The sequence below is a fragment of the Glaciecola sp. SC05 genome, from assembly GCF_041380235.1.
GTDB lineage: Bacteria > Pseudomonadota > Gammaproteobacteria > Enterobacterales > Alteromonadaceae > Glaciecola.
This window is the reverse complement of record NZ_JBGIYY010000009.1, coordinates 108,620-134,809: the sequence shown is the minus strand read 5'-3', so window position 1 is coordinate 134,809 and position 26,190 is coordinate 108,620. Positions and strand designations below refer to the sequence as shown.

25 protein-coding genes and 2 pseudogenes are annotated in these 26,190 nt (G+C 42.2%); 15 read left to right on the top strand and 12 right to left on the bottom strand.

Annotation, left to right across the window (positions count from 1 at the left end; translation table 11 throughout):
- Positions 1-5: 5 nt before the first annotated feature.
- Genes AB9H30_RS10240 through AB9H30_RS10225 form a run of 4 tightly spaced genes read right to left on the bottom strand, consistent with a single transcriptional unit; the run spans position 6 to position 6,650 of the window.
- Complete coding sequence (locus AB9H30_RS10240; RefSeq protein ID WP_371194572.1) at positions 6-3,155, bottom strand: efflux RND transporter permease subunit; 3,150 nt, start codon at positions 3,153-3,155, stop codon at positions 6-8.
- Positions 3,155-4,747 (bottom strand): efflux RND transporter periplasmic adaptor subunit, encoded by a 1,593-nt coding sequence (locus AB9H30_RS10235; RefSeq protein ID WP_371194571.1) that lies wholly within the window; start codon positions 4,745-4,747, stop codon positions 3,155-3,157. Before AB9H30_RS10235 ends, AB9H30_RS10240 begins: the two co-directional genes overlap by 1 nt.
- Positions 4,747-6,105, bottom strand: coding sequence for a TolC family protein (locus AB9H30_RS10230; protein WP_371194570.1), 1,359 nt, complete (start codon positions 6,103-6,105; stop codon positions 4,747-4,749). Before AB9H30_RS10230 ends, AB9H30_RS10235 begins: the two co-directional genes overlap by 1 nt.
- Positions 6,105-6,650, bottom strand: coding sequence for a DUF411 domain-containing protein (locus AB9H30_RS10225; protein WP_371194569.1), 546 nt, complete (start codon positions 6,648-6,650; stop codon positions 6,105-6,107). Before AB9H30_RS10225 ends, AB9H30_RS10230 begins: the two co-directional genes overlap by 1 nt.
- 158 nt (positions 6,651-6,808) lie before the next feature.
- Here AB9H30_RS10225 and AB9H30_RS10220 point away from each other — a divergent pair, with 158 nt between their 5' ends.
- The 3 genes from AB9H30_RS10220 (at position 6,809) to AB9H30_RS10210 (ending at position 9,460) form a co-directional block, all read left to right on the top strand.
- Entirely contained in the window at positions 6,809-6,970 is a 162-nt protein-coding gene (locus AB9H30_RS10220; protein ID WP_371194568.1) for a hypothetical protein, read from the top strand.
- 413 nt (positions 6,971-7,383) lie between these two features.
- Positions 7,384-8,064: a heavy metal response regulator transcription factor gene (locus AB9H30_RS10215; RefSeq protein WP_371194567.1), complete on the top strand. Its 681-nt coding sequence runs from the start codon at positions 7,384-7,386 to the stop codon at positions 8,062-8,064.
- Positions 8,057-9,460, top strand: a complete 1,404-nt coding sequence (locus tag AB9H30_RS10210) for a heavy metal sensor histidine kinase (RefSeq protein ID WP_371194566.1) — start codon at positions 8,057-8,059, stop codon at positions 9,458-9,460. Before AB9H30_RS10215 ends, AB9H30_RS10210 begins: the two co-directional genes overlap by 8 nt.
- 88 nt (positions 9,461-9,548) lie before the next feature.
- Here AB9H30_RS10210 and AB9H30_RS10205 read toward each other — a convergent pair whose 3' ends face one another.
- The 7 genes from AB9H30_RS10205 to AB9H30_RS10175 all read right to left on the bottom strand — a co-directional run bounded on the left by AB9H30_RS10205 (position 9,549) and on the right by AB9H30_RS10175 (position 14,799).
- Positions 9,549-9,752, bottom strand: coding sequence for a hypothetical protein (locus AB9H30_RS10205; protein ID WP_371194565.1), 204 nt, complete (start codon positions 9,750-9,752; stop codon positions 9,549-9,551).
- Between the two features lie 36 nt (positions 9,753-9,788).
- On the bottom strand, positions 9,789-10,658 hold the full coding sequence (locus tag AB9H30_RS10200) for a hypothetical protein (RefSeq protein ID WP_371194564.1): 870 nt from the start codon (positions 10,656-10,658) through the stop codon (positions 9,789-9,791).
- A gap of 116 nt (positions 10,659-10,774) precedes the next feature.
- Positions 10,775-11,152, bottom strand: coding sequence for a hypothetical protein (locus AB9H30_RS10195; protein ID WP_371194563.1), 378 nt, complete (start codon positions 11,150-11,152; stop codon positions 10,775-10,777).
- 234 nt (positions 11,153-11,386) lie between these two features.
- Positions 11,387-11,881, bottom strand: coding sequence for a hypothetical protein (locus AB9H30_RS10190; protein ID WP_371194562.1), 495 nt, complete (start codon positions 11,879-11,881; stop codon positions 11,387-11,389).
- Between the two features lie 611 nt (positions 11,882-12,492).
- Positions 12,493-13,608 carry a zinc-ribbon domain-containing protein gene (locus AB9H30_RS10185; RefSeq protein WP_371194561.1) on the bottom strand — a complete coding sequence of 372 codons (1,116 nt, stop codon included), beginning with the start codon at positions 13,606-13,608 and terminating at the stop codon, positions 12,493-12,495.
- Positions 13,609-13,733: 125 nt separating this feature from the next.
- The gene (locus AB9H30_RS10180; RefSeq protein WP_371194560.1) at positions 13,734-13,907 is read right to left on the bottom strand and encodes a hypothetical protein; all 174 of its coding nucleotides are present in this window, start codon (positions 13,905-13,907) and stop codon (positions 13,734-13,736) included.
- Between the two features lie 262 nt (positions 13,908-14,169).
- Complete coding sequence (locus tag AB9H30_RS10175; protein WP_371194559.1) at positions 14,170-14,799, bottom strand: DNA-binding protein; 630 nt, start codon at positions 14,797-14,799, stop codon at positions 14,170-14,172.
- A gap of 195 nt (positions 14,800-14,994) precedes the next feature.
- Here AB9H30_RS10175 and AB9H30_RS10170 point away from each other — a divergent pair, with 195 nt between their 5' ends.
- The 5 genes and pseudogenes from AB9H30_RS10170 (at position 14,995) to AB9H30_RS10150 (ending at position 16,805) form a co-directional block, all read left to right on the top strand.
- Positions 14,995-15,138 (top strand): hypothetical protein, encoded by a 144-nt coding sequence (locus tag AB9H30_RS10170; RefSeq protein ID WP_371194558.1) that lies wholly within the window; start codon positions 14,995-14,997, stop codon positions 15,136-15,138.
- Positions 15,128-15,343 (top strand): annotated as a pseudogene (locus AB9H30_RS10165) (IS5/IS1182 family transposase); the annotation flags it as partial. The gene AB9H30_RS10170 and the pseudogene AB9H30_RS10165, both read left to right, overlap by 11 nt.
- A 44-nt stretch (positions 15,344-15,387) precedes the next feature.
- Positions 15,388-15,600: pseudogene (locus AB9H30_RS10160) on the top strand (integrase core domain-containing protein); the annotation flags it as partial.
- A gap of 8 nt (positions 15,601-15,608) precedes the next feature.
- Complete coding sequence (locus tag AB9H30_RS10155) at positions 15,609-16,184, top strand: peptidase MA family metallohydrolase (protein ID WP_371194557.1); 576 nt, start codon at positions 15,609-15,611, stop codon at positions 16,182-16,184.
- Positions 16,185-16,343: 159 nt separating this feature from the next.
- Complete coding sequence (locus AB9H30_RS10150; RefSeq protein WP_371194556.1) at positions 16,344-16,805, top strand: GNAT family N-acetyltransferase; 462 nt, start codon at positions 16,344-16,346, stop codon at positions 16,803-16,805.
- A 458-nt stretch (positions 16,806-17,263) separates the two neighbouring features.
- On the opposite strand, the gene cadR is transcribed toward AB9H30_RS10150, so the two are convergent.
- A complete protein-coding gene (cadR, locus tag AB9H30_RS10145; protein ID WP_371194555.1) occupies positions 17,264-17,653 on the bottom strand; it encodes a Cd(II)/Pb(II)-responsive transcriptional regulator in 390 nt (129 codons plus the stop codon).
- Between the two features lie 81 nt (positions 17,654-17,734).
- Between cadR and AB9H30_RS10140 the strand changes: the two genes are divergently transcribed.
- From AB9H30_RS10140 to AB9H30_RS10110, 7 genes are all read left to right on the top strand, one after another.
- Positions 17,735-18,376 carry a cation transporter gene (locus AB9H30_RS10140; protein WP_371194554.1) on the top strand — a complete coding sequence of 214 codons (642 nt, stop codon included), beginning with the start codon at positions 17,735-17,737 and terminating at the stop codon, positions 18,374-18,376.
- Complete coding sequence (locus AB9H30_RS10135; protein ID WP_371194553.1) at positions 18,373-18,738, top strand: DUF3703 domain-containing protein; 366 nt, start codon at positions 18,373-18,375, stop codon at positions 18,736-18,738. The genes AB9H30_RS10140 and AB9H30_RS10135 overlap by 4 nt, the downstream gene beginning before the upstream one ends.
- The gene (locus AB9H30_RS10130) at positions 18,725-19,621 is read left to right on the top strand and encodes a cation diffusion facilitator family transporter (protein ID WP_371194552.1); all 897 of its coding nucleotides are present in this window, start codon (positions 18,725-18,727) and stop codon (positions 19,619-19,621) included. Before AB9H30_RS10135 ends, AB9H30_RS10130 begins: the two co-directional genes overlap by 14 nt.
- 74 nt (positions 19,622-19,695) lie before the next feature.
- Complete coding sequence (locus AB9H30_RS10125) at positions 19,696-20,085, top strand: hypothetical protein (protein ID WP_371194551.1); 390 nt, start codon at positions 19,696-19,698, stop codon at positions 20,083-20,085.
- Between the two features lie 67 nt (positions 20,086-20,152).
- Positions 20,153-21,508 (top strand): TolC family protein, encoded by a 1,356-nt coding sequence (locus tag AB9H30_RS10120; RefSeq protein WP_371194550.1) that lies wholly within the window; start codon positions 20,153-20,155, stop codon positions 21,506-21,508.
- Positions 21,505-22,449, top strand: a complete 945-nt coding sequence (locus AB9H30_RS10115) for an efflux RND transporter periplasmic adaptor subunit (RefSeq protein ID WP_371194549.1) — start codon at positions 21,505-21,507, stop codon at positions 22,447-22,449. Before AB9H30_RS10120 ends, AB9H30_RS10115 begins: the two co-directional genes overlap by 4 nt.
- A gap of 69 nt (positions 22,450-22,518) precedes the next feature.
- On the top strand, positions 22,519-25,632 hold the full coding sequence (locus AB9H30_RS10110; protein ID WP_371194548.1) for an efflux RND transporter permease subunit: 3,114 nt from the start codon (positions 22,519-22,521) through the stop codon (positions 25,630-25,632).
- Positions 25,633-26,190: the final 558 nt, after the last annotated feature.

Below are 26,190 nucleotides of genomic sequence, written 5' to 3'. Positions count from 1 at the left end.
TTATGTTAAGTTTTAGGGTTAAAATTGTCGTCTAGATTCTGTATCTGTCTTTTTTTCCACAGTAGATATATAGCAGGTAATACTAAAAGCGTGAGTAGTACTGCACTCACCATGCCCCCGACCATAGGTGCTGCAATTCTACTCATAACTTCTGAGCCGGTTCCCGACCCATATAAAATAGGCAGTAGGCCTATAATAATCGTTAGCGCCGTCATCATAACGGGGCGTACTCTTAACGCCGCGGCATTTAACACCACAGTGGTAAGGCTCTCTAAAGTTGGTCGAGTATTGTTATTGCGGCATTTCTCCAACATCTCTTTGTACTCTTGGTTCAGATATACCAGCATTATGACTCCTATTTCAACGGCGACTCCAACTAGCGCAATAAAACCAACGCCAACCGCAACTGAGAAATTAAAACCCTCTAAATACATCAACCAAATGCTACCCACCATTGCCAAGGGAACAGTGCCTAGGATGATCGCCACCTCAATCGCATTTCGAAAGTTCAAGTACAACAGTACAATGATAATTGCCAATGTTAATGGCACCACATAGGCTAGCTTCGCTTTCGCCCTCATCATGTACTCATACTGTCCTGACCATTTAATAGAGTAGCCCGCTGGCAAAACAATTTGTTCATTTACTGCTTTTTGTGCGTTGACAACGTAGCTGCCAATATCAACACCCTCAATATCAACAAACACCCAACCATTTAACCTTGCATTCTCGCTTTTAATGCCTGGAGGACCATCTTCAATATACACATCGGCAACATCAGCCAGCGCAATTCTTTGACCTTGGGGCGTAACAATAGGCAATAAAGATAAGGCCTCAGGAGACGAGCGATATGACTGCGGGTAGCGAACATTAACAGGGTATCTTTCTAAACCTTCTACGCTTTGGGTCACATTCATGCCACCAATCGCACTGGCTACAACTGACTGAATATCTGCGATGTTTAAGCCATAGCGAGCGGCTTTCTCACGCTGAATATCAACCTTTACATACCTGCCGCCAGCAACACGCTCAGAGTAAACAGACGCAGTGCCTTCAACTTTCGATAGTATCGTTTCTATTTGTTGCCCAATGCCTTGTATTTCCTTAAGGTCGGGCCCGCCTATTTTTATGCCCACTGGCGTTTTTATTCCCGTTGCCAACATATCAATGCGGGTTTTTATTGGCATGACCCACGCATTGGTTAAGCCTGGAATATCGATTAGCGAATCAAATTCTTTTATAAGATCATCGCTGCTTAAGCCCTCTCGCCACTGCGATTGTGGTTTAAGTTGGATAAACGTTTCTATCATAGTCAGCGGCGCAGGATCAGTAGCGGAGTCTGCCCTACCCACTTTTCCAAACACAGTTTCAACCTCAGGGACTGTTTTAATCAACTTATTGGTTTGTTGCAGTAATTCTCTAGCCTTTCCAATGGATATACCCGCATAGGTGGTGGGCATATACATCAAATCGCCTTCATTTAGGGGCGGGATAAATTCGCTGCCGATTTTATTGATTGGCCAAAAGCCAACGACTAAAACCACAAGCGCTGCTAGCAAAGTAATCTTTGGAAACTTTAGTACTTTTTTTAAGGTTGGAATATATACAAATGATAGGCTTTTATTCACTGGGTTTTTATTTTCAGCTAAGACCTTGCCACGAATGAAATATCCCATAAGCACTGGCGCTAAGGTGATTGCCAATATTGCAGCGGCGGCCATTGCGTATGTTTTAGTATATGCCAAAGGCGAGAACATCCTGCCTTCCTGTGCTTCTAAGGTAAATACAGGCAGAAAACTAACCGTTATGATTAATAAACTAAAGAAAATCGCAGGGCCAACTTCTGTCGCGGCTTCTGTCACCACCCGCCATCTATTTTCCTTGGTAAGCGGTGTTTTTTCCATATGCTTGTGCATATTTTCAATCATTACGATTGCACCATCTACCATCGCTCCTATCGCAATGGCAATGCCGCCTAGCGACATAATATTGGCATTTATCCCTTGAAAATACATCACGATAAATGCTGCTAAAATACCCACGGGAAGACTAATAATAACCACTAGCGATGAACGAATGTGAAACAAAAAAGCGATACACACTAGCGCCACCACAGCAAATTCTTGAAGTAGTTTGTATGCTAAATTCTCTACTGCACGTTCTATTAAAGCCGAACGGTCATACACCGTGACTATTTCTACACCATCAGGAAGGCCTTTTTTGAGTTCTTCTAGCTTGGCTTTTACGCCATCGATGGTTGTTTGTGCATTTTCACCAAAGCGCATAACCACAATGCCACCAACCGTTTCGCCCTCACCATTTAGTTCAGCCACCCCGCGTCTCATCTGCGGCCCTATTTGCACATCGGCGATATCTTTAATCAGCAATGGCGTGCCCTTGTCATTAACGCCTAAGGGAATTAGCTCAATATCTCGCTTATTTTCTATATAGCCCGTTGCTCTTACCATATACTCAGCTTCAGCCATCTCAATCACTGATGCGCCAATCTCTTGATTACCTCGCTTGATAGCCGTTTGAACATGCGACAGTGGGATCCCATATGCTCTAAGCTTTTCGGGGTCGACTCTGACCTGATATTGCTTAACCATGCCGCCAATAGCAGATACCTCAGAAACGCCTGGCACTGTTTGTAATTCAAACTTCAAAAACCAATCTTGTAAGCTACGTAACTGACTAATATCGTGCTGGCCAGTCTTATCGACCAGTGCATAAAGGTAGACCCAGCCCACACCAGTGGCATCAGGACCTAATTGTGGCTTTGCATTGTCTGGTAAGTTAGGTGCAACCTGAGATAAGTATTCCAACACTCGGCTTCGTGCCCAGTAAAGGTCTGTATCATCATCAAATATAATATAAACAAATGAGTCACCAAAGAACGAAAAGCCCCGAACCGTTTTAGCACCGGGCACCGATAACATTGCCGTGGTTAAAGGATAGGTAACTTGATCTTCTACGACCTGTGGAGCTTGGCCCGGGTAACTCGTTTTAATAATCACTTGTACATCTGACAAGTCAGGCAAGGCGTCTACAGGTGTGTTTTTTAGCGCTAATAAACCACCGCTCACAATTAACGCGGCCATGAGTAAAACGAAAAAACGGTTATTGATAGACCATTTAATAATGGCTGTAATCATTAGTATTGTCCTCCATGATTAGCATGATCCATTTCTTTGCTAGCACCTGACTCAGAAGAATGATCCATGCTTTCCATATCGCCCATGTCCATATCGTCCATATCCATCATCTCTTCCATGTGCATCATATTGCCGTCTTCATCAACAATATGAATAGTACTGATGTAATAGTCTCCCGAATCCAGCTTGGTGATTTGAAGGTGCAGTGACATACCTACAGTTAACTGGCTAATATCAATATCGTCTGCGACATTGAAATCCATTGTCATACTTGGCCAACCCCAATCTTCAATTGCCGCATGATCTAGGTTAACCATTTGATGATCTATCATTACGCTATTCACCGTTGCGGTTGTCCAAACCATCATTGGAGCGGCATCAGGCTCTTCCATTCGTTTAAAATCTGATGAAATGCTGCTTTCTGAGTCCAACAAGAACTGTGCAGAGGTAACGATAAGATCATCGACATTCAAACCCGTTAAGATTTCAGTATATTCATTAACAATATTGCCCACTTTAACTTCAACAGATTTGAAGCGTCCCTCGCCCAGTGCCAGCACGACTCTGTCTTGTGTGCCGGTTCGTATAACCGCCTCGGTGGGAACGAGCAGGTTTTCATCGTCTAAATCAGAATGAATGGTCACCTGAGCAAACATGTTTGGTTTTAAAAAGTAGTCTGGATTGTCAAAGCGAAGCCGTGCTTTTAATGTTCTTGTGCCTTCGTCTAGGGTTGGGTAAACGTAATCCACTTTTCCTTGCCACTCTTTGCCTGGCAAATACTCTAAGGTCATGGTGACAGCTAAGCCTTTTTTAATCTGGTTGGACTGGCGCTCAAATATTTCTGCATCTACCCATACTTCATCTAAGGCACCAATCGATAACATAGTCACACCGGGTTTTACGTAAAAGCCTTGTCTTATATTGAGATTATCTACAAAACCAGTCTGGGGCGCTGTAAACGTAATTGTGTGTTGCACTTTACCAGTGTCATTAAGTTTTTTTATGATTGAGGCTGGCATTTGAAGCGCTTCTAAACGAGATGAGGCCGCCTCGATAAGGTTTTTGTTTTGGCGATTACGCGCGAGTAAATACTCTTCTTGGGCGTTCACTAATTCAGGAGAGTAGAGGGCATACAGTGGCTCACCTTTTTCAACATAATCACCTGCGGCTTTGACGTAAAGGTTGTCAACCCAGCCTTCAACACGAGGGTGGATATGAACAAGGGTATCTTCGTTATACTGCACATAGCCAACTGTTCTGATGGGCACATGTAGGGCTTTTTTCTCAACTTTGGCTGTTCGTACGCCTAAATTGTTTTCCACGTTAGGGTGTATTTTAATTGTCCCAGGACTATCTGCATTGCTGCCGCCGTCATCAAAAACAGGAATTAAGTCCATACCCATCGGAGACTTGCCGGGCGCATCTCTTCTATAGTTAGGATCCATTGGCGCTACCCAATACAAGGGTTGGTCAGCATCTGCGGTGCTCTCAGAAGCATTGTTATTGCTTGGCGGCATGATGAAAGTATAAACAAGCGCAGTGATCACCGCACCTGCAATCAGACCAATAGCAAGTGTGCTAGCGTTTTTCATTATTTGTCTCCAAAACGAGTATTGGCGATAGTAGGTTCATCGCTAAAAAAGTAGTTTAATTGTGATTGGGACTTGAGTAAGTCAATGTCTATGTTCAGTGCATCTATTCTGGCGTTAAGGTCGGCTATTCTTGCTCTAACGACTTCGGCAAAATCACCATCATCATTGGTATATGCAGTTAAAGATGCTTCCGCTTGGTCGCTCATTTGCACCAAAATATCGGTCTTATATAAGGCTGCACGTTGCAGCAGTCTTTGGTGCGCGGCATAAGCTGATTGTAGTTGCGACAACAGTGCTCGCAATGCAAGCCTCTTTTCGGTCTTTATGGCCTCGGTTTGACTGATGGCCGCCGACACCTCTTGGTCTTGCTTGTTATTGGTAAATAGAGGGAGATCAAACGTTACGCCGACCGAGATGAAGTCAGCTCGACTGCGTCCTAGTTGATCGTCTGCGCGATAAGCATAGCTTGCATTAACGCCCCATTGTGGTTTGTATTGTTGCTTGGCTAAATCAATGCCGGTTTTACTGGCTTCTATCTTTTGCTCAATTGCCTGCACGTAGGGGTGATTATTCAGCAAGTTTGCCAATGTTTGAATGTTGCCGCTTTCTAATTCACCCTGAGCATTTAGATACAATGGACGAATCGTTGGTGCAGACACAGGCAGGTCAATATTTTGCTGGTAATTTAGAGAACTCGATGGCCAAGCTGCTTCGTCAGACAACCATTCTAATAGTTGCGCTGTTGCTTGTTCTTTTTGAGAGTGTAATTGAGTAAGCCTATCTTCAAGCCTTGTCAGCTCTAGCTGCGCCCTTACAATATCTTGCTGGCGGACTTTACCTACAGCAGACGAATAACTCGCTTGTGCAACTTCACCTAACTGTTCGAACAAGGCTCGGTCTTGCTCAATTAACCCTATAGTTTGCTGTGCGCGAAATATCTCTAACCACTTTATTGATACTGCCAGTGTTGTTTTGGCTATTCTATCTTGACGCATAATAGGGTGTTGTTTGGCAAGCTCTTGCAATTGCCGGCGGCGAATATCTAAACTATCTCCGCGCGGAAACATTTGCGAAACGCCCGCTTTTAGCTGTGTCATGGGTTCTTGGTCAAACGCAAATCCATCGGTCGGCAGATTCGCTAAGCCAATTGACACAACGGGATCCGGTAAGGTAGACGCCGCCACACTATTTGCCATTATAGCGTTTTCGTTATATTGACTCCCTTTTAACCAAGGATCTTGTTTGACGGCCGCTGTTATTGCTTCTTCTAACGTTAAAATACTTGAGTCAGTCGCGACTGCATTGGCACTAAAAAACACGAACGTTGTGACCGAAATGAAAGACATAAAACATTTCATTAAAATTGCTCCTCATAAGTTGCCACCTCTGCATATACTGTTGAGCTGCCGTCGCTATGCAAAAGGAGTATTTGATAAGGCATAAAACGCTCTCCCATTTCCATACCTGGCGAACCAACAGGCATAGCAGGTACTGATAAACCAATGCTGTTGGCTGGCACTGTAGCTAAGTATTGTTTGATAAATTTTGCTGGTACATGCCCTTCAAATACGTAACCCTCTTTTGACTCTGCTGTATGACAAGAGCGGTAGTTCGGCGCAATGCCTTTGTCATCCTTTAGCTCAGAAAGAAACGTTACGTTGTTAGCTGTGACGTCAAAACCGTATTCTTCGGCATGATCTATCCATTTTTGGCAGCAGCCGCACGTTCGACTTTTAAATACAGTAAGTTCAATAGGTGTTGTTTTCGTTGAATCGTTTGCAACCGTTTGAGGTGCCGTAATATCTGATGCATCTGATGCATCTGATGCATCTGAGCATGCCGTCATGATAAAAACGGATGCAAGTATGCTTGCCTTTGCAAGCAACAAGATAGAAAATTTCATAGTGAAGTCCTCTCAATTAAAATGTGTTTAGTATGAATGAGCGAAAATAAACTTGGGCCTTGCCAATGCTTATTTTCACGAGGCTATTAGCAAAAAACGCGCGTGACTAAACAGTGAGGCTCTTTGGGGGGCGTTGTAATTGTGAGGGGAAAATGCTTGTGAATACGGCGTGGCAAGACGCTACTTTTGTTTCAGTGAAGTTTGGTTCCGCGATTAAACTGTCGCCTATGAGCGCGGCAATAGTTAATAAACCGATGGGGCAGCAACAGTCCTTTGCACAACAATTCATATCTCCTTCATCCATTGCGCGTTTGGTTTGAGGTGAGCTTTGAGTATCTATCTCAATCATGCTAGGCATCATCATTTGATCTTGCGAGCATGGCATATTAGTAGAACTAAACGCCTTAGCACCTTGCGATACAAGCATCGTAATGATGAAGATAATATGCACGAAACGTTTAAACAAGTTAAGCTTATCCAATGTTGTGAAGTTTAATATAAACCAGCAAATGCGACAGTCGCTGTTAATAAAACCTAGTTGAGTACGCTATATTACCGATACAACCTGACGATACGATTACATGCAGATTACAATTTTGTCATCAAGACAACATTAGATGCGGTTGTACCTTATAATGGCGATCAGCGGTTTAGTAATGACGCAGGCACAATGAAAGAATAATCCCACTTTAGAATTAGGTGCATTGGTTTTGCCTCATCAACTGGAGTTGAAATGAAAATATTGGTAGTTGAAGATGAAACTAAAACGGGCGATTACATCAAACAAGGTCTATCAGAAGCGGGATTCGTGATTGAGTTGGTGAGAAACGGCTTGGACGGTCACCACAAAGCCATGACAGGTAATTTCGAGCTCGTCATTTTAGATGTCATGCTACCTGATATTGACGGTTGGAAAATAATGAGTTCGCTCCGAGAATCAAACAACCCCACTCCTGTATTATTTTTGACGGCCAGAGACAGCGTTAAAGACAGAGTTAAAGGACTTGAGTTAGGCGCTGATGATTATCTAGTAAAGCCTTTTGCCTTTGCAGAATTACTTGCTCGAGTGCGCTCACTACTGAGGCGTGGCATTGCAGTACCAATCAATACCCTCGCAATTGCCGATTTACAGCTAGATATACCGTCTCGCATTGCCACACGCTCAGGTAAAACCATTAATCTCACGACCAAAGAATTTACCTTACTTGAGCTAATGGTTAGGCGGCAAGGAGAAGTGCTGCCGCGCTCCCTAATTGCTTCACAAGTTTGGGACATTAATTTTGATAGCGACACCAACGTGATTGACGTGGCTATTAGACGTCTCAGAGCAAAAATTGACGACGATTTTTCTCCAAAATTAATCCAAACTATTCGTGGTATGGGCTACAAATTATCAGCGATTGACAATGAATAAGTGGTTTTCTGTGCCTAACTCTCTCGCTTTTCGCACAACCAGCCTAGTTGGAATAACGGTCCTATTATGCTTTTCGGTGATGCATGCAATTGTCATCCATTCAATAGAGCAGCATTTTACCGAGCAAGATGCGTCTGAACTCAACGAAGTTTACCTGGCTGTTGATGCCAAACTTAAAGAAGCAGCACTGAACAATACGCCCCCTTCGGAAACCCTGTTTGAAGCGGTTTCTGGCCATCATGGTGTTTACTATCATGTTGAAAACGCACTGGGCGAAACACTCTTCTCAAGTAAGGATGCCGATTTTAGTTTTTTTCCTAAGAATTCGTCCACTTTTGAAATCGTAGCGCCTGATAATTTAATATTGTTTCAAGACACTCAGCATATGTTGCGTGCAACTAAGCTAACAACGAGTGTCAGTTTAAGTGGCCAAGAAGAAACGTATAGCGTTATTGTTGCTTCAAATATGGAATTCCATATGACGTATATGGAAAATTTTAAGAAAACGCTATGGCTAATTACTATCTTCGCAGCCATTGTAACGATATTAGCTGCAAGGTTCGCGATTTATAGAGGACATTCGCCACTTAGAAACTTAAGTAGAAAAATTGAAACAATATCTGCTGACCATTTAGATGCGAGGTTAAGCACCAATGGCGTTCCAACTGAATTAACGGTGTTAGTCGACTCGTTCAATACTATGATCCAAAAGTTGGAAGATGGTTTTTCAAGACTGTCATTTTTTTCCGCCGATATCGCACATGAATTAAGAACCCCAATAACTAACTTGACGACACAAACGCAAGTAATTTTAAACCGAGAAAGAAGTAACGAAGAGTATACGGATATACTGTATTCGCATCTTGAAGAATATGAAAGAATGAGCAAGATGGTCAGCGACATGTTGTTGCTAGCGCAAACCGAGCATGGATTGATTACACCCAGTAAAGACAAAATAGCCGTTAACCAAGAGATCAAAGACTTAACTGAGTATTTTGAAGTACTTTCGGATGAGAAAGATATAACGATTACACTGCGCGGCCCGTCAATTGAGTTAGTGTGTGATAAAACAATGTTTCGCCAGGCACTTAGTAATTTGATATCTAACGCTATTCGTTACTCACCTAACGACGATGAAATTATTATTGAAACAAAGGATTCGATTGACGCCATCTCCATTTCAATAATTAACCATGGAGATGTCATCCCTGAAGAACATTTAAGTCGTTTGTTTGATCGCTTCTACAGAACAGATTTTTCACGCAAACGAGATGGGCAAGGTGCGGGACTTGGCTTAACGATTGCCAAGTCCATTATAAAAATTAACGGGGGCGATATTATTGCTGAGTCGTCGTCAACTAGGACTTGCTTCGCTATTGTCTTTAAGAAATTTTAAAAATGATGCGAGTGAATTAGTTGCCGCTTGAGAATTTTGCAATCGAATATGGCGCTCAATATTGTTGGTTGTTGAGCATAAGATGCCATTATCCACCGAGCTTATCGTGAACATCACACACAGCCTTCATAACGACACTCTCATTATTTGGGCCATCGTTAAGTGCCTTAAATGAATCATTATAGAACGCGAATGAGTCACCATTTTTGAGATGAACAACGGCGCAAGCTACATCGTTTCTAAAAAAACTAATTACAGTTTCACGATTGAATTCTTTAAATCTTATATTCATAGTGGGCTCCTAAATGGCAATTTTCTCAAGCAAAAATTAACCTAGACTTTCCAAAAAATCTGCAAATAACTTATTAGCGTATAAAGCCGGAATTTCGAAAAGCTCTGGCGATTTGCGTTTAGTCTTAGGGTCATAAAAAGATATCGTTAAGGGATCACTCTCAAAGTGTGCAATGAGTTTTTCCTCATTGTTTTTAACTGCCGAAGTGTACGCCAGTAGCATAACCCGATGCTCATCCCAGCTCGACTTATGAGATAAAATTCGAGAGAGTGCACGCTTTGTGCGCCCGATTTTTACGACAACATACCCCTTCGTTCTAGCCGCATGGTTCGAGATGAAGCAGTAAAGAAACCCAGACTCATCTTGCTGAACTGTCTCTCGTAACGGCAGAGGAATCGTTTCATTTCTCATATATTCAACGTATTGAGACGTTTTCTGATAGCCTTCCATTTGCATTTTTCTGAAAAATTTTGGGTAATCATCACGCACAAGCGCCGGTAGTTCATTAGGTTTTAAGCCTATCGAATGCATATACTCAATAGTCTTAACGGGTAAATACTTCGTGAAATCGCCAAATTTATCACCTAAACAAGTCCTCAATTCTCTCGACAAATTTGTCGTATTTTCAGTACACTCTAACGCTATTTTTAAATATTGCTTAGCTTGATTAACGGTTGAGTCGAGCGGCGCGTTTCTTCGAAAAGACGCATCTACTCTCATTGCAAGCCGCTCTACAGATAACTGAACTCGATTGCAAAGTGTGTGATTTATTTTTTCAAATTCCCGCTTTTGTTTACAAAACTCATAAAATTGACCGGGGTAAACATGCCCTTGAAAATAGTCGCTGTTCAAATATTCACGAAACGCTATCTCTATTTTAGCTCGATGATTTTCATTTACAGACATACTTATCCCTCTGTAGACCTCAATACTTTAATAGCAGCGCTTCTGTGTAACGCTGCCTTATATCCAACTTTTTGCCGCATAGACGACCACCCAGGGTAGTCAAATTTATTCAATTGCTAAGCAGCATTTTCTAGTTCATCTCGGATAATTTTCACCTCCTCTGGTGCATCAAACCACATACGAAATTGCGATCCCACGGTGTTATCAACACCGAATCGTACAATAAGTCTAGAACCAACACCGTCTGACACATTAACCAATAAAACGTCCTCAACTCCATGACGTATGAAAAGATTTTCATTTGATTTGACGGCCTGAATTAGTCCACTCGACGAAAGTATCCTAGCGCCTACTGATGATTGATAATCAAGCTCAAAGTCACCGTTTCGTTTAATTTTTCGAAGCAGAATTCGAACTTTTTGAGGCAAACCATAAGTATCAGAATACTTTAGAATGACAGACTCGCCTGATTTACGTGTTAGTTTTAACGCCATATTTTTCTCCTTTAATTTGACTTTGAGGATGATATGATAAAGTTGCCTATTTGTCAACTTTAATTTTAATAGCTTATTTCCCTTTGATTTATTAAGAAAATATAGAAGTTGATTTTAGTGTAGACATTAGGTCGACGAGATATCTCAGCTCGTGAAAAGCTAAGACTTCATCAATATTAACATTTAATTTATAGCCACAATTTTTGAAATTTAAGAAAGGTATATATGCTTAACTCATAGATGTACAAAGCTTTTTAAAAGACTAATGTCTTTTGGATTCTTTAATATAATCACACGAGCAGAGCAGTTTGGGCAAAGTGCAGTTAGTTTTGAAGATGTACTCATTTCATATTCTTGTAGTGGTTTGACGATTAAATATGGAGTCCCACTGCTGTCTTTGAAGGGTGCATCGCTGATACAAAGCTGACACTTACCCTTAACCACTTCAATAATGCGTTTACGCATTTCAGGGCTTACTGAAGTAGTATCGAGTGCTGAAGGCTCAAATCCGCCTTCCAAATATGAGCATGTTATGATCTGTTTAGCGTATAGCAAAGCTTCGACTTCGCGCATTTTTGTCGGGGAAAATGAACGCTCACCTGCCCTCAAACGAGACATAAACGATTTAGTAACGCCAAGTTTTTTAGAAAGATCGGTGTCAGTTTTCAGCGAATAAACCTCTTTGATTTTCTCAAGAATAGTCTTAACGTCGTTCTTAATGTATTGCACAGCGCTCTTAGTTCATTATTTGCAAAATGATAATACTACTTTATGAATTATCAAATGCCAGCAATTGTTTATTATTAATTAAGTTGCATCATTTTATCTTTCATTAATGCTATTTACATAGACCTTTGTGCTTGTTTATAAGTAACAAGTATCAAAAAATTGCATTCTACTCAAAACAAAATGGTGAATAATTTTTATTTGCAGTAACTCCATATTCTATTTAAACATACGCGACGCTTGTGATGGCTCAAAATTTCTTATGCCTTTTATAAGCACGAAATGGCTAAGCTATCGCTGCAAAAAGTGCGAGAGTATAGCTAGCAGCGAGTTGATGATGAAAATGTGCAAAAGAATACTATTCTTAGCTTTTGATATGAGAACGTTTAAAAGTAGCCTTCAATCATTGATAATAATGCAAAATCCTGAAAACTCTAAAGTGGTTAATTTCTCCACCATTTAAATGGTCATAATTTCCCTAAAATCGGAGCCTTAAACTGCCCTTTGCGCCTATAGCGCGAGTATCGTCACCAACGCCGGTTGGCTGCAGCGCATATCGGGGGTTATGTTAAAAAAGCGCTATTGGCGTTTGTGGTGTTGTATAGACATGCTTATTAATCAAAAATGTCCAATTGCGCGTCATTAGGCGGTAGCTTTTTGGCGTTACGGCAAGCTATACACCCTTTATATTTGTTATCACGACTGCCCGTCATATGATTAATGGTGCGTTGGAACGAATGGCCATGTGCACACTTCCACCAGATGCGATGGTGACTGCCATGGGTAAAGTTATAAGGCGTTAATGGATGGTTTTTACGATGATCCCATTGTGATGCAACCTCTGGATATACCACTGCTAAGGACTTCTCTGGAAAGGGATCTGGAAAATAACTCATATAAACCAAGAATTCGTCATCGTTTACAAATTCAGTCTCCTTAAGGTAATCAGATACCATATTAGCGGTTGATGGGACTAATGCGACTATGGACGTTATAAGTGCATCTACATCCTGTTTTGATATCTCTCGAGCGGGTGTAATCACATCTAATAGTGACAATTTCGGGAGGGGATGTTCACGTACTCGCACAATCGCGACATCTTGTTTTTTCATGAATATGTTTTTATCGCGATCTTTAACCGCCTTGCTGTGATGATAATAGTGACCATCATATTCGATGCCAATTCTAATGGATTGAATGTATACATCTATCTCACTCCCCTTTACCTTATATCGATACTTAGTCCCTGGGAAAAGCGCTTTAATCTCACAATATATGCGTGTTTCTTGTGCTGACCAGCCAAATTTTGCGCACTCTGTGCATCCCCGATGATAACTGACTCTTTCAGTGGGTTGCATCTTATATTCATGCCCTTTGCTACATACCCACCAGAAGTATTTGTTACTTTTGGGTGCTACTTGCTTAGGCGTAATGTCGATATTTTTTGTAGGGTGCCAGTCTTGTGCAATTTCAGGGTGCTTAGCCGCTAAACTGGTTTCTGGGGTGACTCGTCGGTAGCAAAATGGACATCCAGAGCTCTTACTCGTTCTATCTGCAAGTCTTGTATACCATTCATGTGTGTTGTTATTTGAACATAGAAACCATGCTTTCTTGTCCGACTTCGGAAAAACATCCTCAGGCGTCAGAGCTCCGTTCTTTGTGGGGTGCCATTCTTTAGCTACTTCAGGGTAGCGGCTTTGTAAGGATTGGTGGATTTTAGGTTTGCTCACTATGCCTCCATAAGTAGCGCTTTAGATTTTGTAGTGGCCAAGGCATATTGATCATAGGCAAACAGTGTTCCCAATATCGATATCTCGATTAATATGGTATCAATAAAACGATACTAAAAAGGCGTTTAGCTTTTTTCTAGCGCACTTAATAACACTGATTCAACGTTTTCGATGAATGACTTTTCTTTCGCTAACAATTTTTTAATATCGGCTTCCAACATATCTAAGTCATCATATTGTTCGTCATTGATATTGATTCGATGATTATGGATATGAACAAGGATCTGATATCCATGCAAGAAAATTAGAGTGCCTAATTTCGGTATGAGAAATTCTCAAAATTTCGAAAAAATTTGGGTTAGATAACGTCAAGTCGAGTCGCTCAATTGCTGGGTCTTTTATAAGGCGACTCAGTTTTCTAATTATCTCAACCATAATGTTCGCTCTTCCTAGGTTTTGCCAGAAACTTTCTACCTTCTTACCTTATTTTCCTTAATAAGTAAAAGATGTCTACAGATATAGGGGAAGATCAAAGTCTAACGAGAATCTTAAGACTTTTACTTAAGCGCTACCAGTACCTGACTTAGCTTGCATTTTTAACTCAGCATTTTCTCTAGCAAGTACGACAAGCTCAGACTGTTTCGATTCGAGCTTTAAGTCCATACCGTCTAAACGAGATTTTAATGAATCAATCGATCCGAAATACTTAGCGTTATCATTACTAAGTAAGCTATTTTTTGCTAAAAGAGAAGTAACCTCATTTTTAAGTTCCTCATTTTCTTTATCAAGCGAGTCAATAGCTTGGCATGCCTCGAACTCTGAGTGTTTGTACTCTTCCAGCTTTTCTTCATGTTTCTTTATAACTGAAGCGACTCTGCTTTCAGCTACATCCGCGGCTACCTTGTAATTTATTTTGGTTACTCTCGTTAATTGTTGAGAAATCATTTCAATACTTTTTTCAAGAGCCTCCTGCATTTCAGCTGGCAGTTCGATTTCTTTGCTGGAGTCGCCATTAAGTGCCTCGTTATTTCGTTTTGCCACCTCTTCGGACCATACTGTTTTTATACGCTGTGCACTTCCACCTCCTATAAGCTGCCTTATACCAAAAGGTGTAACGATTTTACTCAAACTGAGTAAATGATTACCTGCCTTGATGATCTCCTCATCAGAAAATTCCGCGACTCTACCCATTTAATACTCCTTCAAAATAAAAACTTAAATAACTTATTTAAGTATATTAACTTATTTTATAAATACAAATTTATTTTTCTGAAATTAGAATCCATTCTTTATTTTGTTGTGCATTAGAAGTTATAACGGCATATGCTCGGACGAGTTGTTACGTTGTGCAACTTGTCGCAGATGCCAAGCGCTTTGGAAAAGAGAATGTTAATCACACCTGCAAGGCGCATCCTCCATCTACCGCATCGCTATCATGCACAGCAAGTACAAAAAGTGTTTACCTTGAAAACTATTCCAGTAAATGATGGAAGTGAATATGGACAACGCAATGCAATAGAGACTCGATAACGCACCCGAAACGGCTGTACTACGAAAGCAAGCCGTCGAGCATCCATTTGGCACCATCAAAATGTGGAAGGACGCTACCCACTTCTTAATGAAGCGCAAACAGAATGTGGCTACTGAAATGAGCTTGCATGCATTGGCCTATAACCCTAAACGAATGATATCGATTGTTGGAGTAATCGATTTGATATCGGCCATTGAGGCCTAATATTATCCTTTATTGAAGTGTCCGGCTAATTCAACCACAACAGTGCGTGTTGGGATAACGCGGTGGTTGAAAGGTTTTTTGGCAGTTTAAAATATGACTGGTTGTTCAAAGTAGCGCAACCAACACGAGAGCACATGACGCAAGATGTTGCTGCATATGTGAAATATTACAATCTGGAGCGATTGCATTCGTCGAACGGCGATCAATCACCCATTGAGTATGAAAATTCCTTTAGGAATGTGTCCGGTTGGACTTGACCAGAACAATGAAAACAAAATTTGCAGATAAAATTGCAGTGATTATCTATCCAGATATTAAAGAATTTCATAAAGCAATTAATTTTGAAGATGCTCCTGATTGGGTCGTTGGGGCTGCTGGGAAAAATTTATTGATGATGGTATCCCCTTTGAATCCAGGTAAGGTTCACAATTACGAATCTCTTATGAAGTCAATCATTCACGAATTATGCCATGCTGTTGTATTAAATATGCGTGAACAAGGTCAAGTTGGTTTACCAAAATGGTTGGATGAAGGATTTGCTTTTTACTACGCTAAGCAGTTAACAGAAACAAATGAAAGGATTCTCGTGAATAGTGATAACGAATATGAGATTCCTAGCTGGGAAATTTTAAGCAATGCTGGAACTGTTGAGTTTGGTGATAAGAATGGATATATTTTTTCTGCATTAATAGTTGAGTTTTTAATTAGTAATTACGGCTATGACGCTATCAGAAAACTAATTATACAACCTAATGACTTTGAGGCAATTTTTGGATTATCTGAGTTAGAATTAGAAAGTAAATGGAGAACTCACCTGAGAAATAGTCATAAAGGCGGTTAAAAACCAACGTAAGCGGTTCAGTTGCTGTGTGTTGTCTAATAGCCTTTAGCGGATTTCCACCAAAATGAGCTTCACTCATACGTGCAGTTTGACTCGCAGATTTCATAAAACTTTTGGCTTAACGCAGGAACATTGCAAACGATTTAGCATGGGTATTCTATGACCAAGTTTCGAACAGCAAAACCAAGTGAAGCAGAAAGGTTATCTGCATTAGCCATAACTTCAAAAGCCCACTGGGGTTATTCTTTAGAGTTTATGGAAGCATGCAAAGCTGAGCTGTCTCATACGCCAGAGCAACTTGCTAATGAAAAGTGCATTTACATTGTTGCAGTTAAAAACAAATCCATTATTGGCTTTTATAAACTCGAAAATATCTACCAACAAACTATTCTATTGGAAGCATTGTTTATTGATCCATCAATGATTGGACGGGGTGTCGGCCGCGAGTTATATGAACATGCTAAACAAACCGGAGCTGCTAGAGGAGCTGAATTTATTGAGGTCCAAAGTGATCCTAATGCAGAAGGTTTTTATAAATCCATGGGAATGGAAGTTACTGGTAAAGAGCAATCTGGTAGTATCGAAGGCCGCTACTTACCTATATTGAAAATATCAATTTGAATTGACACAAAACAACCCATCTAATCAGGACTTTCGACAGACGGTCGATTTCCATTTTAGCAAATTATTATCAGCCCATACGCGTGCGTTATTAAACGTCAGCTATTGGAAAAAAAATTAGTTTCATTATCAACTTCCAAATAACCGTTTTTCACTCTAACGATAACAAATACAAGAAAATGGGTATGTCGCAACTGCCCGAACTTGTCTAAGACAGCTCAACGGCAAGGGGACGTACGCCGTTCAAATTTGTGTGAAAAGTTTATGTTAACAGCAATCATTGAGATGCGAACTTTTGACGGGCTGCTCTAACTTCCATTCCGGACATTCGAAGCACATAAAAAAGCGTTTCCTAGTTCGTGATTATTGCTTTAATTGACAACAACAAAAAAGCAGTGACTAACCCGCTTTCTAATTGTTAGCTCAACAAGAGTGACGGCATCATTAGGTTAGAAACACTAATCTGCTAGAAGCTGCAATACGCCGCATTCCTTTACTTTGTTATTGTCACTACATGCTTTTACCATCAGTGCAAGTGTCGCTTTTAACTCGTTAAGTTCTGCAATTTTTTGACTTACATCTTCCATGTGGTCATGTATTAAATTGTTAATACTAGCGCAGCTCGTTTCAGGACTCTCTTTAGTTTCCAATAACTGCGTAATTTCCGCCAAGGTCAAGTCAAGTGAGCGGCACTGACGTATGAAGCGCAAACGGCTCAATGATGATGCATCATAAAGCCGATAATTACTATCTGTTCGCTGAGAAGGACTAATGAGTTTTTCTCGCTCATAAAATCGGATGGTTTGAATTGAACAACCGCTCTTTTTTGATAATTCGCCTATTTTCATAAAAAACGCTTTTTGTTAATTGACTCTATAGTGGGTATAGACTTTATACTAGTTTCATTAAGTATAAAAGAGGACTGTTTCATGAGCGGTTGCGGCTGCGAAGTTGAAATCCAAGATGCATCCCAAAAAAAGGTCTTGTATTGGCTATTGGGGATTAATGCGATCATGTTTGTGATTGAGCTTGGCGTTGGCGTGCTCGCTGACTCCACGGCTTTAATTGCTGATTCGCTCGATATGCTGGCTGATGCCGTTGTATATGCGATTGGTATTTATGCAGTGGGAAAGTCTATTATTCACAAGGCCAAAGCGGCAAGAGTGAGTGGTTATTTTCAATTGATGCTAGGCGCTATTATTCTAATCGATATTATTCGCCGCTCCGTCATGGGAAGTGAACCAGTCTCTCATCTTATGATGGGAATGGGTGCGGTGGCCTTAGTCGCCAATGTCATTTGTTTGTTTATTATCCGCAGCCATAAAAATGGTGAAGTGCACATGCGAGCAAGTTGGATTTTTTCAGCGAATGATGTGATTGCGAATATGGGCGTTATTTTCGCTGGCGCATTGGTGCTATGGCTAGACAGCCGTTTACCAGACTTAATTATCGGTGTGGTTGTTTCAGTAATTGTGCTGCGCGGGGCATGGATGATATTAAAAGATGCGAAAAATGAATTAGTCGCTAATCAAACACTAACTGACAATGAAAATTCTGGGGGCGTATCATGAGTTATTATCAAGCGGCAAAGCCTTTTGTTGAAGGTAAACTTAAGGACTATTCCAAAGCAATTCGCAGTAAGCAGTATGATTCGGCATTTCATCACTTAGAAGATGCTCACGTCATCGGTCAACACTCCACTTACCTACATTGTTTAGCACATTTTCACATGCTCAAACACGGCATTAAACAACGCGATCCTAAAGAAACCGTAGGACAGGTTTTTCGTTTAATAGGTGCATTAACGAAAACAGCCATTGGCTTTATTCCAACAGGCAACACCGGCGGCGCAAACGTTAGCCCGTTTAAAACACTACCCATAAGCGATGAAAATCAAAAAATATTGGAGCAAATTAATCATGCACAGTCATAACCATGCAAATGACAGTGACGGCGCTTCCAATCGAATAGGCTGGGCATTTTTCCTAAATGTGGTGTTTACGATTATCGAGTTTATTGGCGGCTGGCTAACAAACAGCACCGCTATCATGGCAGATGCCGTTCATGATTTAGGTGATAGTCTATCGATAGGTACCGCTTGGGGCTTAAACAAACTCGGTGATAAAGAGGCCAACAATACATTCTCGTATGGTTATAAGCGTTTTTCGCTGCTAGGCGCATTAATAAATGGGTTGGTGTTAATCACCGGCTCAGTGTGGATATTATTTGAAGCTATACCTCGTCTATCGAACCCTGAGATGCCGCAAGTAGAGGGCATGTTATTGCTTTCTATCTTTGGCATTACCGTAAACGGTTTTGCGGCTTACAAATTGAGCGGTGGGACTACGCTTAATGAAAAAATACTCAACTGGCACTTACTGGAAGATGTGCTTGGTTGGGTAGCCGTGCTCATTGTATCTGTTGTGCTAATGTTTAAGCCGTGGCCAATACTCGATCCAATACTATCCATAGGCTTTACCTTGTTCATTTTATTTAACGTAGTGCGCAATTTAAAAGAAACATTACTATTGTTTTTGCAAGCGACGCCCGATAAGAAACAATTGGATGAAGTGCGTGATGTCTTGTTAGGCAGTGAGGATGTAGAGGACATTCATCATTTTCATATCTGGTCGTTAGATGGCGAACACAATGTAATGACGGCACATGTTCAGTTAAAGCAGGATATCTCAATACAGAATATGACGGCATTAAAAGAAACGTTTCGAAAAGCACTCGCTAAATTTGATTTTGTGCATACCACTATCGAATTTGAATTTGCAGATGAGGCGTGTCGAGATGAGCAAGATGCACATTAATCTGGTTAGTAAGGTTGCACAACAGGTATACCGTGATAGTATTTCGCCTGTTAACGATGGAAAAAAAGAAGGTTATGTTTAAAACAAAGGTGACATGCTATGTAGTAGTCATGCTGATTTTATTTCAGTCGTTCACTGCTGTCGCAAGCTCTTTAGACTTCCATACTCTTGATGTCGAACACCTCGCTGAAGTGCATGAGCACGACAAGCACGACGCACATGCATCTCCTCAACCTGAAAAAAATGCTACGTCATTAGATTTAACCGCGTCGTCTGAAAGCCCTCATAACCCATCTGATTGTCACCACTGTGGACATTGCCACGGCTCTCATACCCAATGGGTAGGTAACTCTGTTGGCATTAAACAACCCTCCCTAGATGAAGGTCATGCTTTCTTCTACTTATCCAAAGTAATAGACGCACCGATTACGCGCTTGCTGCGGCCTCCCAAAATTACGTCCTAGTCTTTTCAAACATGAGTTCGCTATTTTTATAGCGGAAAATAATTTTTGAAACATTAGGATATAAACAATGACATTTTTCTCATTGAAACGCTCGATGCGCGTGTGCGCTGTGGGCGTTTATAGTATGGCTATTTTTGCTTATTTGCCAGTTCAGGCGCAAGTACAAAATAGCAACGAAATAAAGCCGATAACGCTAGAGAGTGCAATAAAGCGCACCCTCGCAAATGCGCCTTATTTGTATGAATTTACCTTTAAACAACAAGCCCTAGAGGGTGAGTTAAAAACAGCCGCACTTAAGCCAGAGCTTAACGCCGGCATTGAGCTCGAAAACTTTTTAGGCACAGGTGCAGTCTCTGGCATAAAAGACACTGAGCTGACGCTAACCTTATCTTCTGTGATTGAGTTTGGTGACAAAATCGAGGCTCGTACTAATTTTGCTAGCGCAAAATCGCGCGTCACAGAAGCACAAAAGCAAATACGTACCTTGGACATCCTGGCGGAAGTCACGCGTCGCTACATTGATGTGCTGGCACAGCAAGCCATGATAAAAGCCTATGAAGATGCACAAACTTTGGCGATGTATACTTACCAATCGGTTGTCAAACGTGTTGACGCAGGCGCGTCCCCTGCATTTGAGCAGCAGCGTGCAGAGGCCTCTCTTGCTCGTGCAAGGCTCGATGTAGTAACCGCAAAACAAACCAACTCGGCCATGATTAAAAGCCTTGCCATTATGTGGGGAGAGCAATCCCCAAGCGTTAATCGCGTTGAAGGCGATTTGTTTGCGTTGTCACCATCGCCGTCTCTTACGATCTTATTTGAGCAAGTCTCAAATAGCCCTAACATCGATGTGTATGCACAGGAATATCGACTGCAAGAAGCGCAAGTTAGGCTAGCCCAATCTGCAAACCAAGCGGACGTGAGTTGGAGCGCCGGTATTAGACGCATAAACGGTATTGATGAAACCGCCTTTGTGGCTGGCGTCAGTATGCCCTTGTTCGCGACTGAGCGAAACCTGGGTGAGTACGAGCAACAAAAAGCCGTGTTAAATCAATTGGAGCAGCAAAGACAAGGTGCCATGCTAGCGCTTTATCATCAACTTAATACAGCCCTGATGGCAAGGGATAACGCATTGCTTAATGTGCAAACCTTACAAAACGCCATCATACCGCCGCTTGAGCAAGCACTGTCATTGGTTGAGCAAGCTTACCTTGATGGTCGATTTAGTTACCTTGAATGGGTGACCACGCGTCAAGAACTGCTCGATGCTAAACAAGCCCTTATTCACTCAGCAAGACAAGCGCACCAGCGAGCCGCCGACATTGAATCGTTAACGGCAACGCCGCTTTCGTCAACCACAGGTTCTGCGGCTAGGTCTTCTTTGCAGACATCATCAGTCCCTAATTTTCAGCGAGTGTCAAAATGAAACTATCACAACTAATATTTACTATTTTAAAGCCGTTCCAACTTGCGTTATTGGTAAGCGTATTACTTATGCCTCTGACTGCCATTAGTGGCGAGGGAGAATATGGCGATGAAGGAAAAGAAGATGCGCACCGCAATGAGTTTGTAGTAATGACCCAAGCCATGGCAACACAAGTTGGCGTTACGACGCAGGCTGTTGCGTCAGGCACCCTAAATATCACTAAAACAGTGTATGGCAATGTCGTCACCGACCCAGCATCGCTCAGTCATATTCGTGCGCGGTTTGATGGCGTTGTCACGCGCGTTAACGCAAACTTAGGCGATAAAGTAAAAAAAGGTGCTGCACTTGCTATTGTGGAGTCCAATGAAAGCCTAAAAAGCTATTCAGTCACCGCTCCTTTTGCGGGCACTGTCATTGCTAGACATGCAAATGAAGGTGAACTATCAAATGGGCAAGTGCTCTTCTCCATTGCTAACTACGATGGTGTATGGGCACAGCTTAAAATATTTCCCAATCAGTTACGCGCGGTGGCTGAGCAGCAATCAGTGCAGCTAGGCCTAGCGGACGCCAAGATTGATGCAGTTATCAGTCATATTTTGCCATCTCCTGACGAGCAACCCTACGTACTCGCCTATGCCAAAATCGACAATACTTCAGGTCATTGGCCAGTTGGTGCAGCGGTGCTCGGCAACATCACCATTGATAGGCTTAATGTGGCTATGCTTGTGCCAAAAGCGGCTATTCAAGAATATGAAGGTAGAAGTGTTGTATTTGTTAAAAAGGGCGATGAGTACCATCCTGAGCCTGTCACCTTAGGCAGGCAGGACGCTGATAACATTGAAGTGTTAAGTGGTGTCTCCGAATCTGACGTTGTCGTCGTGAGCAACAGCTTTTTGTTCAAAGCCGACTTAGAAAAATCGGAGGCTGGACATGATCATTAATCGCCTCATTTTTCTTATACAGCATAAGAGCGCCTATCTAGCTGACAGCTCTCAGTGGGAGGCGCTTAGATGATTGAATCAATATTAAGGACGTCCATTGAGCGCCGTGGTTTGGTGCTGATGCTGACCTTTTTGGTTATGGGTTTAGGCTTTTGGAGTTATAACAAACTCCCCATAGATGCCGTACCCGATATCACCAACGTTCAGGTGCAAATTAATACGCAAGCGAAAGGCTATTCGCCGCTAGAAACAGAGCAGCGCATTACCTTTGTGGTGGAAACGGCGCTCGCAGGCTTGCCTAATTTATCCTACACCCGTTCGTTGTCACGCTATGGCTTGTCGCAAGTAACGGTCGTCTTTGATGAAGGCACTGACCTGTACTTTGCGCGTAACCTTATCAATACCAAGCTAGGGGCAATTAAGAGCCAACTCCCACAAGGCTTAGAGCCTGAAATGGGACCTATTGCCACCGGTTTGGGTGAGATATTCATGTATACCTTACGCGCCAAAGACGGTGCACTACAAGACAACGGCCAGCCCTATGATGCAATGGCTTTGCGAGAGGTACACGACTGGATCGTGAAACCCCAACTAGCACTGGTAAAAGGCGTAACCGAGGTCAATGCAATAGGTGGCTATGTAAAGCAATATCACGTTAACCCTGAGCCATTAAAAATGCTGAACTTCGGCGTCAGTTTACCCGACATTCACGAAGCGTTAGCGCGTAATAACGCCAATCAAGGAGCAGGGTTTGTAGAGCGCAACGGTCAACAAATACTTATTCGTTCACAAGGACAGCTGCAAACCATCGCAGACATTGAAAACGTAGTGGTCAAGCGGGTCAATTCTATCCCTGTGACGGTTAAGGATATTGGCAGTGTGGCGATTGGCAAAGAGCTTAGAACGGGGGCGGCGACTCAAGAAGGAGCCGAGACGGTGCTTGGCACTGCGATGATGATTGTGGGGGGCAACTCACGGGCTGTAGCACAAGCCGTAGCACTTAAGGTAGATGAAATACAAACTAGTTTACCTGCTGGTATTGTGATTGACCCAGTATATGACCGCACGCAACTTGTTGATAAAGCCATCGATACCGTGCAAAAGAACTTAGTAGAAGGTGCGTTACTGGTTATTGTGGTGTTGTTTGTATTGCTCGGTAATATACGCGCTGCACTCATCACCGCAGCCGTGATACCGCTTGCCATGCTAGCGACTATTACCGGCATGGTGAATTACGGCGTATCGGCTAACTTGATGAGTTTAGGTGCCCTGGACTTTGGTCTGATTGTGGATGGTGCGGTCATTATTGTTGAAAACTGCATAAGGCGATTATCAGAAGCCCAAAAGCGCACAGGTGGCGTATTGCCATTAAAAGACCGTCTTGAATTGGTTTTCCAAGCAACTAACGAAGTGATACGCCCCAGCTTATTTGGCGTGCTCATTATCACAGTGGTATACATCCCGCTGTTTTCACTAACAGGCGTGGAAGGCAAGATGTTCCATCCTATGGCGGCTACCGTCATTATGGCCTTGTTGGCAGCAATGGTGTTCTCTATCACAATTGTACCAGCCGCTGTAGCCTTGTTTATGAATGGAAAAGTCAGCGAGAAAGAAAGCCCGATTATTGTGGCCGGAAAGTCGGTGTATCGACCTGTCTTGGATGGCGCTCTCAAATTCAGGTGGTTTGTCTTAGTAGGCGCTGCATCACTTGTAGTAGTAAGTATCGTGATGGCAACACGATTGGGTACGGAATTTATTCCGCAACTGGATGAAGGCGATATTGCACTGCACGCCATGCGTATTCCAGGTACTGGTATTGAACAAGCCGTATCGATGCAAAAAACGCTTGAAGATAAGATTATGACGTATCCGCAAGTGAAAACGGTATTTGCTAAAACGGGCACGGCAGAGGTGGCTACCGACGCGATGCCGCCAAATGTGACTGATACCTTTGTGATGCTGCATCCGCGTGATGAATGGCCTGATCCAAGCCTCTCAAAAGCAGAATTTGTTGAAACGCTAGAGCAAGAGCTACAGGGCGTTGCAGGGAATAACTACGAGTTCACTCAACCTATTCAAATGCGCTTTAATGAACTGATTAGCGGGGTGCGCTCTGATTTAGGTATCAAAGTGTTTGGTGATGATTTAGATACATTGGTCGCCTCCGCTAATGACATACTTAGCGTGTTGCAATCGATTGATGGCGTTGCCGATGCTCGACTTGAACAAGTCGATGATATTCCGCTGTTTACAATCAATCCTAAACCCATTGCATTGGCGCGTTATGGTTTAGATGTGACTGACTTGCAAGAGTGGCTTGCCTCCGCCATCGGAGGCAATACCGCAGGGCTTATTTTTGAGGGTGACCGTCGCTTTGAGTTGCTGGTACGTTTTGATGAGCAGACGCGCAGTAACCTAGATGCAATTGGTAATATTCCGATTGCGATACCCGATGGTGGTTTTGTGCCTTTATCTGAGGTAGCAGTATTAGGCTATTCATCAGTGCCTAATCAAATTAGCCGAGAAAACGGTAAACGCCGCGTGGTGGTTACGGCCAATGTGCGCGACCGCGATTTAGGCAGTTTTGTAGGTGAAGCTAAAGTGCAAATAGCAGAACAAGTGGATTTACCTGCTGGCTACTGGCTCGACTATGGCGGCACGTTCGAGCAATTGGAAAGTGCGAGTCAGCGCTTATCACTGGTAGTGCCTGCGACCCTGTTTGTCATCTTAGTGCTATTGGTTGTAGTGTTTGGCTCACTTCGCGATGCTTTCATTATATTTACCGGTGTTCCACTTGCATTAACGGGTGGGGTATTTGCGCTATGGCTCAGAGACATGCCGCTGTCGATATCCGCTGGCGTAGGTTTTATAGCACTCTCTGGGATTGCAGTGCTAAACGGCCTTGTGATGTTGTCGTTTATTAAGCAGCAACTAGAGGAAACAGGTGACCTAATTGCTTCCATTATAGAGGGCGCAATTACGCGGCTGCGTCCTGTATTAATGACAGCGCTTGTCGCTAGCTTGGGCTTTATTCCGATGGCATTGAATGTAGGTACAGGGGCAGAGGTACAAAGGCCGTTGGCGACAGTGGTGATTGGTGGGATTATTTCATCGACATTATTAACACTGATTGTGTTGCCGGTGTTGTATAGAATGGCACACGCTAAAATGATAAGTAAGTAAATTTTCTTATGGCGCTTTGTGGTGATATTACACAAGGCGCTCAAGTAATTTTTACTGACACTATAGAAATATATTCCAACATCATTTTTTATATGCCTTACGAAATGTTCAATGGGTAGTTCATTTTGCAGTAAAAATGATTATTCAAATTTTTGCAAAAAGCGAAAAGTAAGTTACACCCGCGTAAGTCGGCTTTCGCCCTCATTGCCGTCATACAATAAATTTTTGTAAAATGGGGCTTACTCGCCCGAAACTCCTCTAAAATCGGTTTTTGACGACTGGCAGGAAACAGCCCACAGGAGCCAGTCAAGGCTTCAATTATTATCGTTAAAATGGATTCTATGTGTTAGCGAAATATCGAATCAGCAAAGGCAGCTTTAGTCTCACCTGAAACTGTCAGACTGAAAACCCAGATACCAACTGCTAACAAGGTCAGCTTAAGAATGTCCAATAAAAAGAATTGCTCTTGTCATACATAATCGATATCAATCGCCACTTTAACACTGAACATACTCTTTTTATCGTGTTTATGATGCGCTGCACGCCACAATTGACGTG

Excerpts from the sequence above, each read along its gene's own strand:
- AB9H30_RS10240 (WP_371194572.1), bottom strand. The coding sequence starts at position 3,155 with ATGATTACAGCCATTATTAAATGGTCTATCAATAACCGTTTTTTCGTT.
- AB9H30_RS10235 (WP_371194571.1), bottom strand. The coding sequence starts at position 4,747 with ATGAAAAACGCTAGCACACTTGCTATTGGTCTGATTGCAGGTGCGGTG.
- AB9H30_RS10230 (WP_371194570.1), bottom strand. The coding sequence starts at position 6,105 with ATGAAATGTTTTATGTCTTTCATTTCGGTCACAACGTTCGTGTTTTTT.
- AB9H30_RS10225 (WP_371194569.1), bottom strand. The coding sequence starts at position 6,650 with ATGAAATTTTCTATCTTGTTGCTTGCAAAGGCAAGCATACTTGCATCC.
- AB9H30_RS10215 (WP_371194567.1), top strand. The coding sequence starts at position 7,384 with ATGAAAATATTGGTAGTTGAAGATGAAACTAAAACGGGCGATTACATC.
- AB9H30_RS10210 (WP_371194566.1), top strand. The coding sequence starts at position 8,057 with ATGAATAAGTGGTTTTCTGTGCCTAACTCTCTCGCTTTTCGCACAACC.
- AB9H30_RS10205 (WP_371194565.1), bottom strand. The coding sequence starts at position 9,752 with ATGAATATAAGATTTAAAGAATTCAATCGTGAAACTGTAATTAGTTTT.
- AB9H30_RS10200 (WP_371194564.1), bottom strand. The coding sequence starts at position 10,658 with ATGTCTGTAAATGAAAATCATCGAGCTAAAATAGAGATAGCGTTTCGT.
- AB9H30_RS10195 (WP_371194563.1), bottom strand. The coding sequence starts at position 11,152 with ATGGCGTTAAAACTAACACGTAAATCAGGCGAGTCTGTCATTCTAAAG.
- AB9H30_RS10175 (WP_371194559.1), bottom strand. The coding sequence starts at position 14,799 with ATGGGTAGAGTCGCGGAATTTTCTGATGAGGAGATCATCAAGGCAGGT.
- AB9H30_RS10170 (WP_371194558.1), top strand. The coding sequence starts at position 14,995 with ATGTTAATCACACCTGCAAGGCGCATCCTCCATCTACCGCATCGCTAT.
- AB9H30_RS10155 (WP_371194557.1), top strand. The coding sequence starts at position 15,609 with ATGAAAACAAAATTTGCAGATAAAATTGCAGTGATTATCTATCCAGAT.
- AB9H30_RS10150 (WP_371194556.1), top strand. The coding sequence starts at position 16,344 with ATGACCAAGTTTCGAACAGCAAAACCAAGTGAAGCAGAAAGGTTATCT.
- cadR (WP_371194555.1), bottom strand. The coding sequence starts at position 17,653 with ATGAAAATAGGCGAATTATCAAAAAAGAGCGGTTGTTCAATTCAAACC.
- AB9H30_RS10140 (WP_371194554.1), top strand. The coding sequence starts at position 17,735 with ATGAGCGGTTGCGGCTGCGAAGTTGAAATCCAAGATGCATCCCAAAAA.
- AB9H30_RS10135 (WP_371194553.1), top strand. The coding sequence starts at position 18,373 with ATGAGTTATTATCAAGCGGCAAAGCCTTTTGTTGAAGGTAAACTTAAG.
- AB9H30_RS10130 (WP_371194552.1), top strand. The coding sequence starts at position 18,725 with ATGCACAGTCATAACCATGCAAATGACAGTGACGGCGCTTCCAATCGA.
- AB9H30_RS10125 (WP_371194551.1), top strand. The coding sequence starts at position 19,696 with ATGTTTAAAACAAAGGTGACATGCTATGTAGTAGTCATGCTGATTTTA.
- AB9H30_RS10120 (WP_371194550.1), top strand. The coding sequence starts at position 20,153 with ATGACATTTTTCTCATTGAAACGCTCGATGCGCGTGTGCGCTGTGGGC.
- AB9H30_RS10115 (WP_371194549.1), top strand. The coding sequence starts at position 21,505 with ATGAAACTATCACAACTAATATTTACTATTTTAAAGCCGTTCCAACTT.
- AB9H30_RS10110 (WP_371194548.1), top strand. The coding sequence starts at position 22,519 with ATGATTGAATCAATATTAAGGACGTCCATTGAGCGCCGTGGTTTGGTG.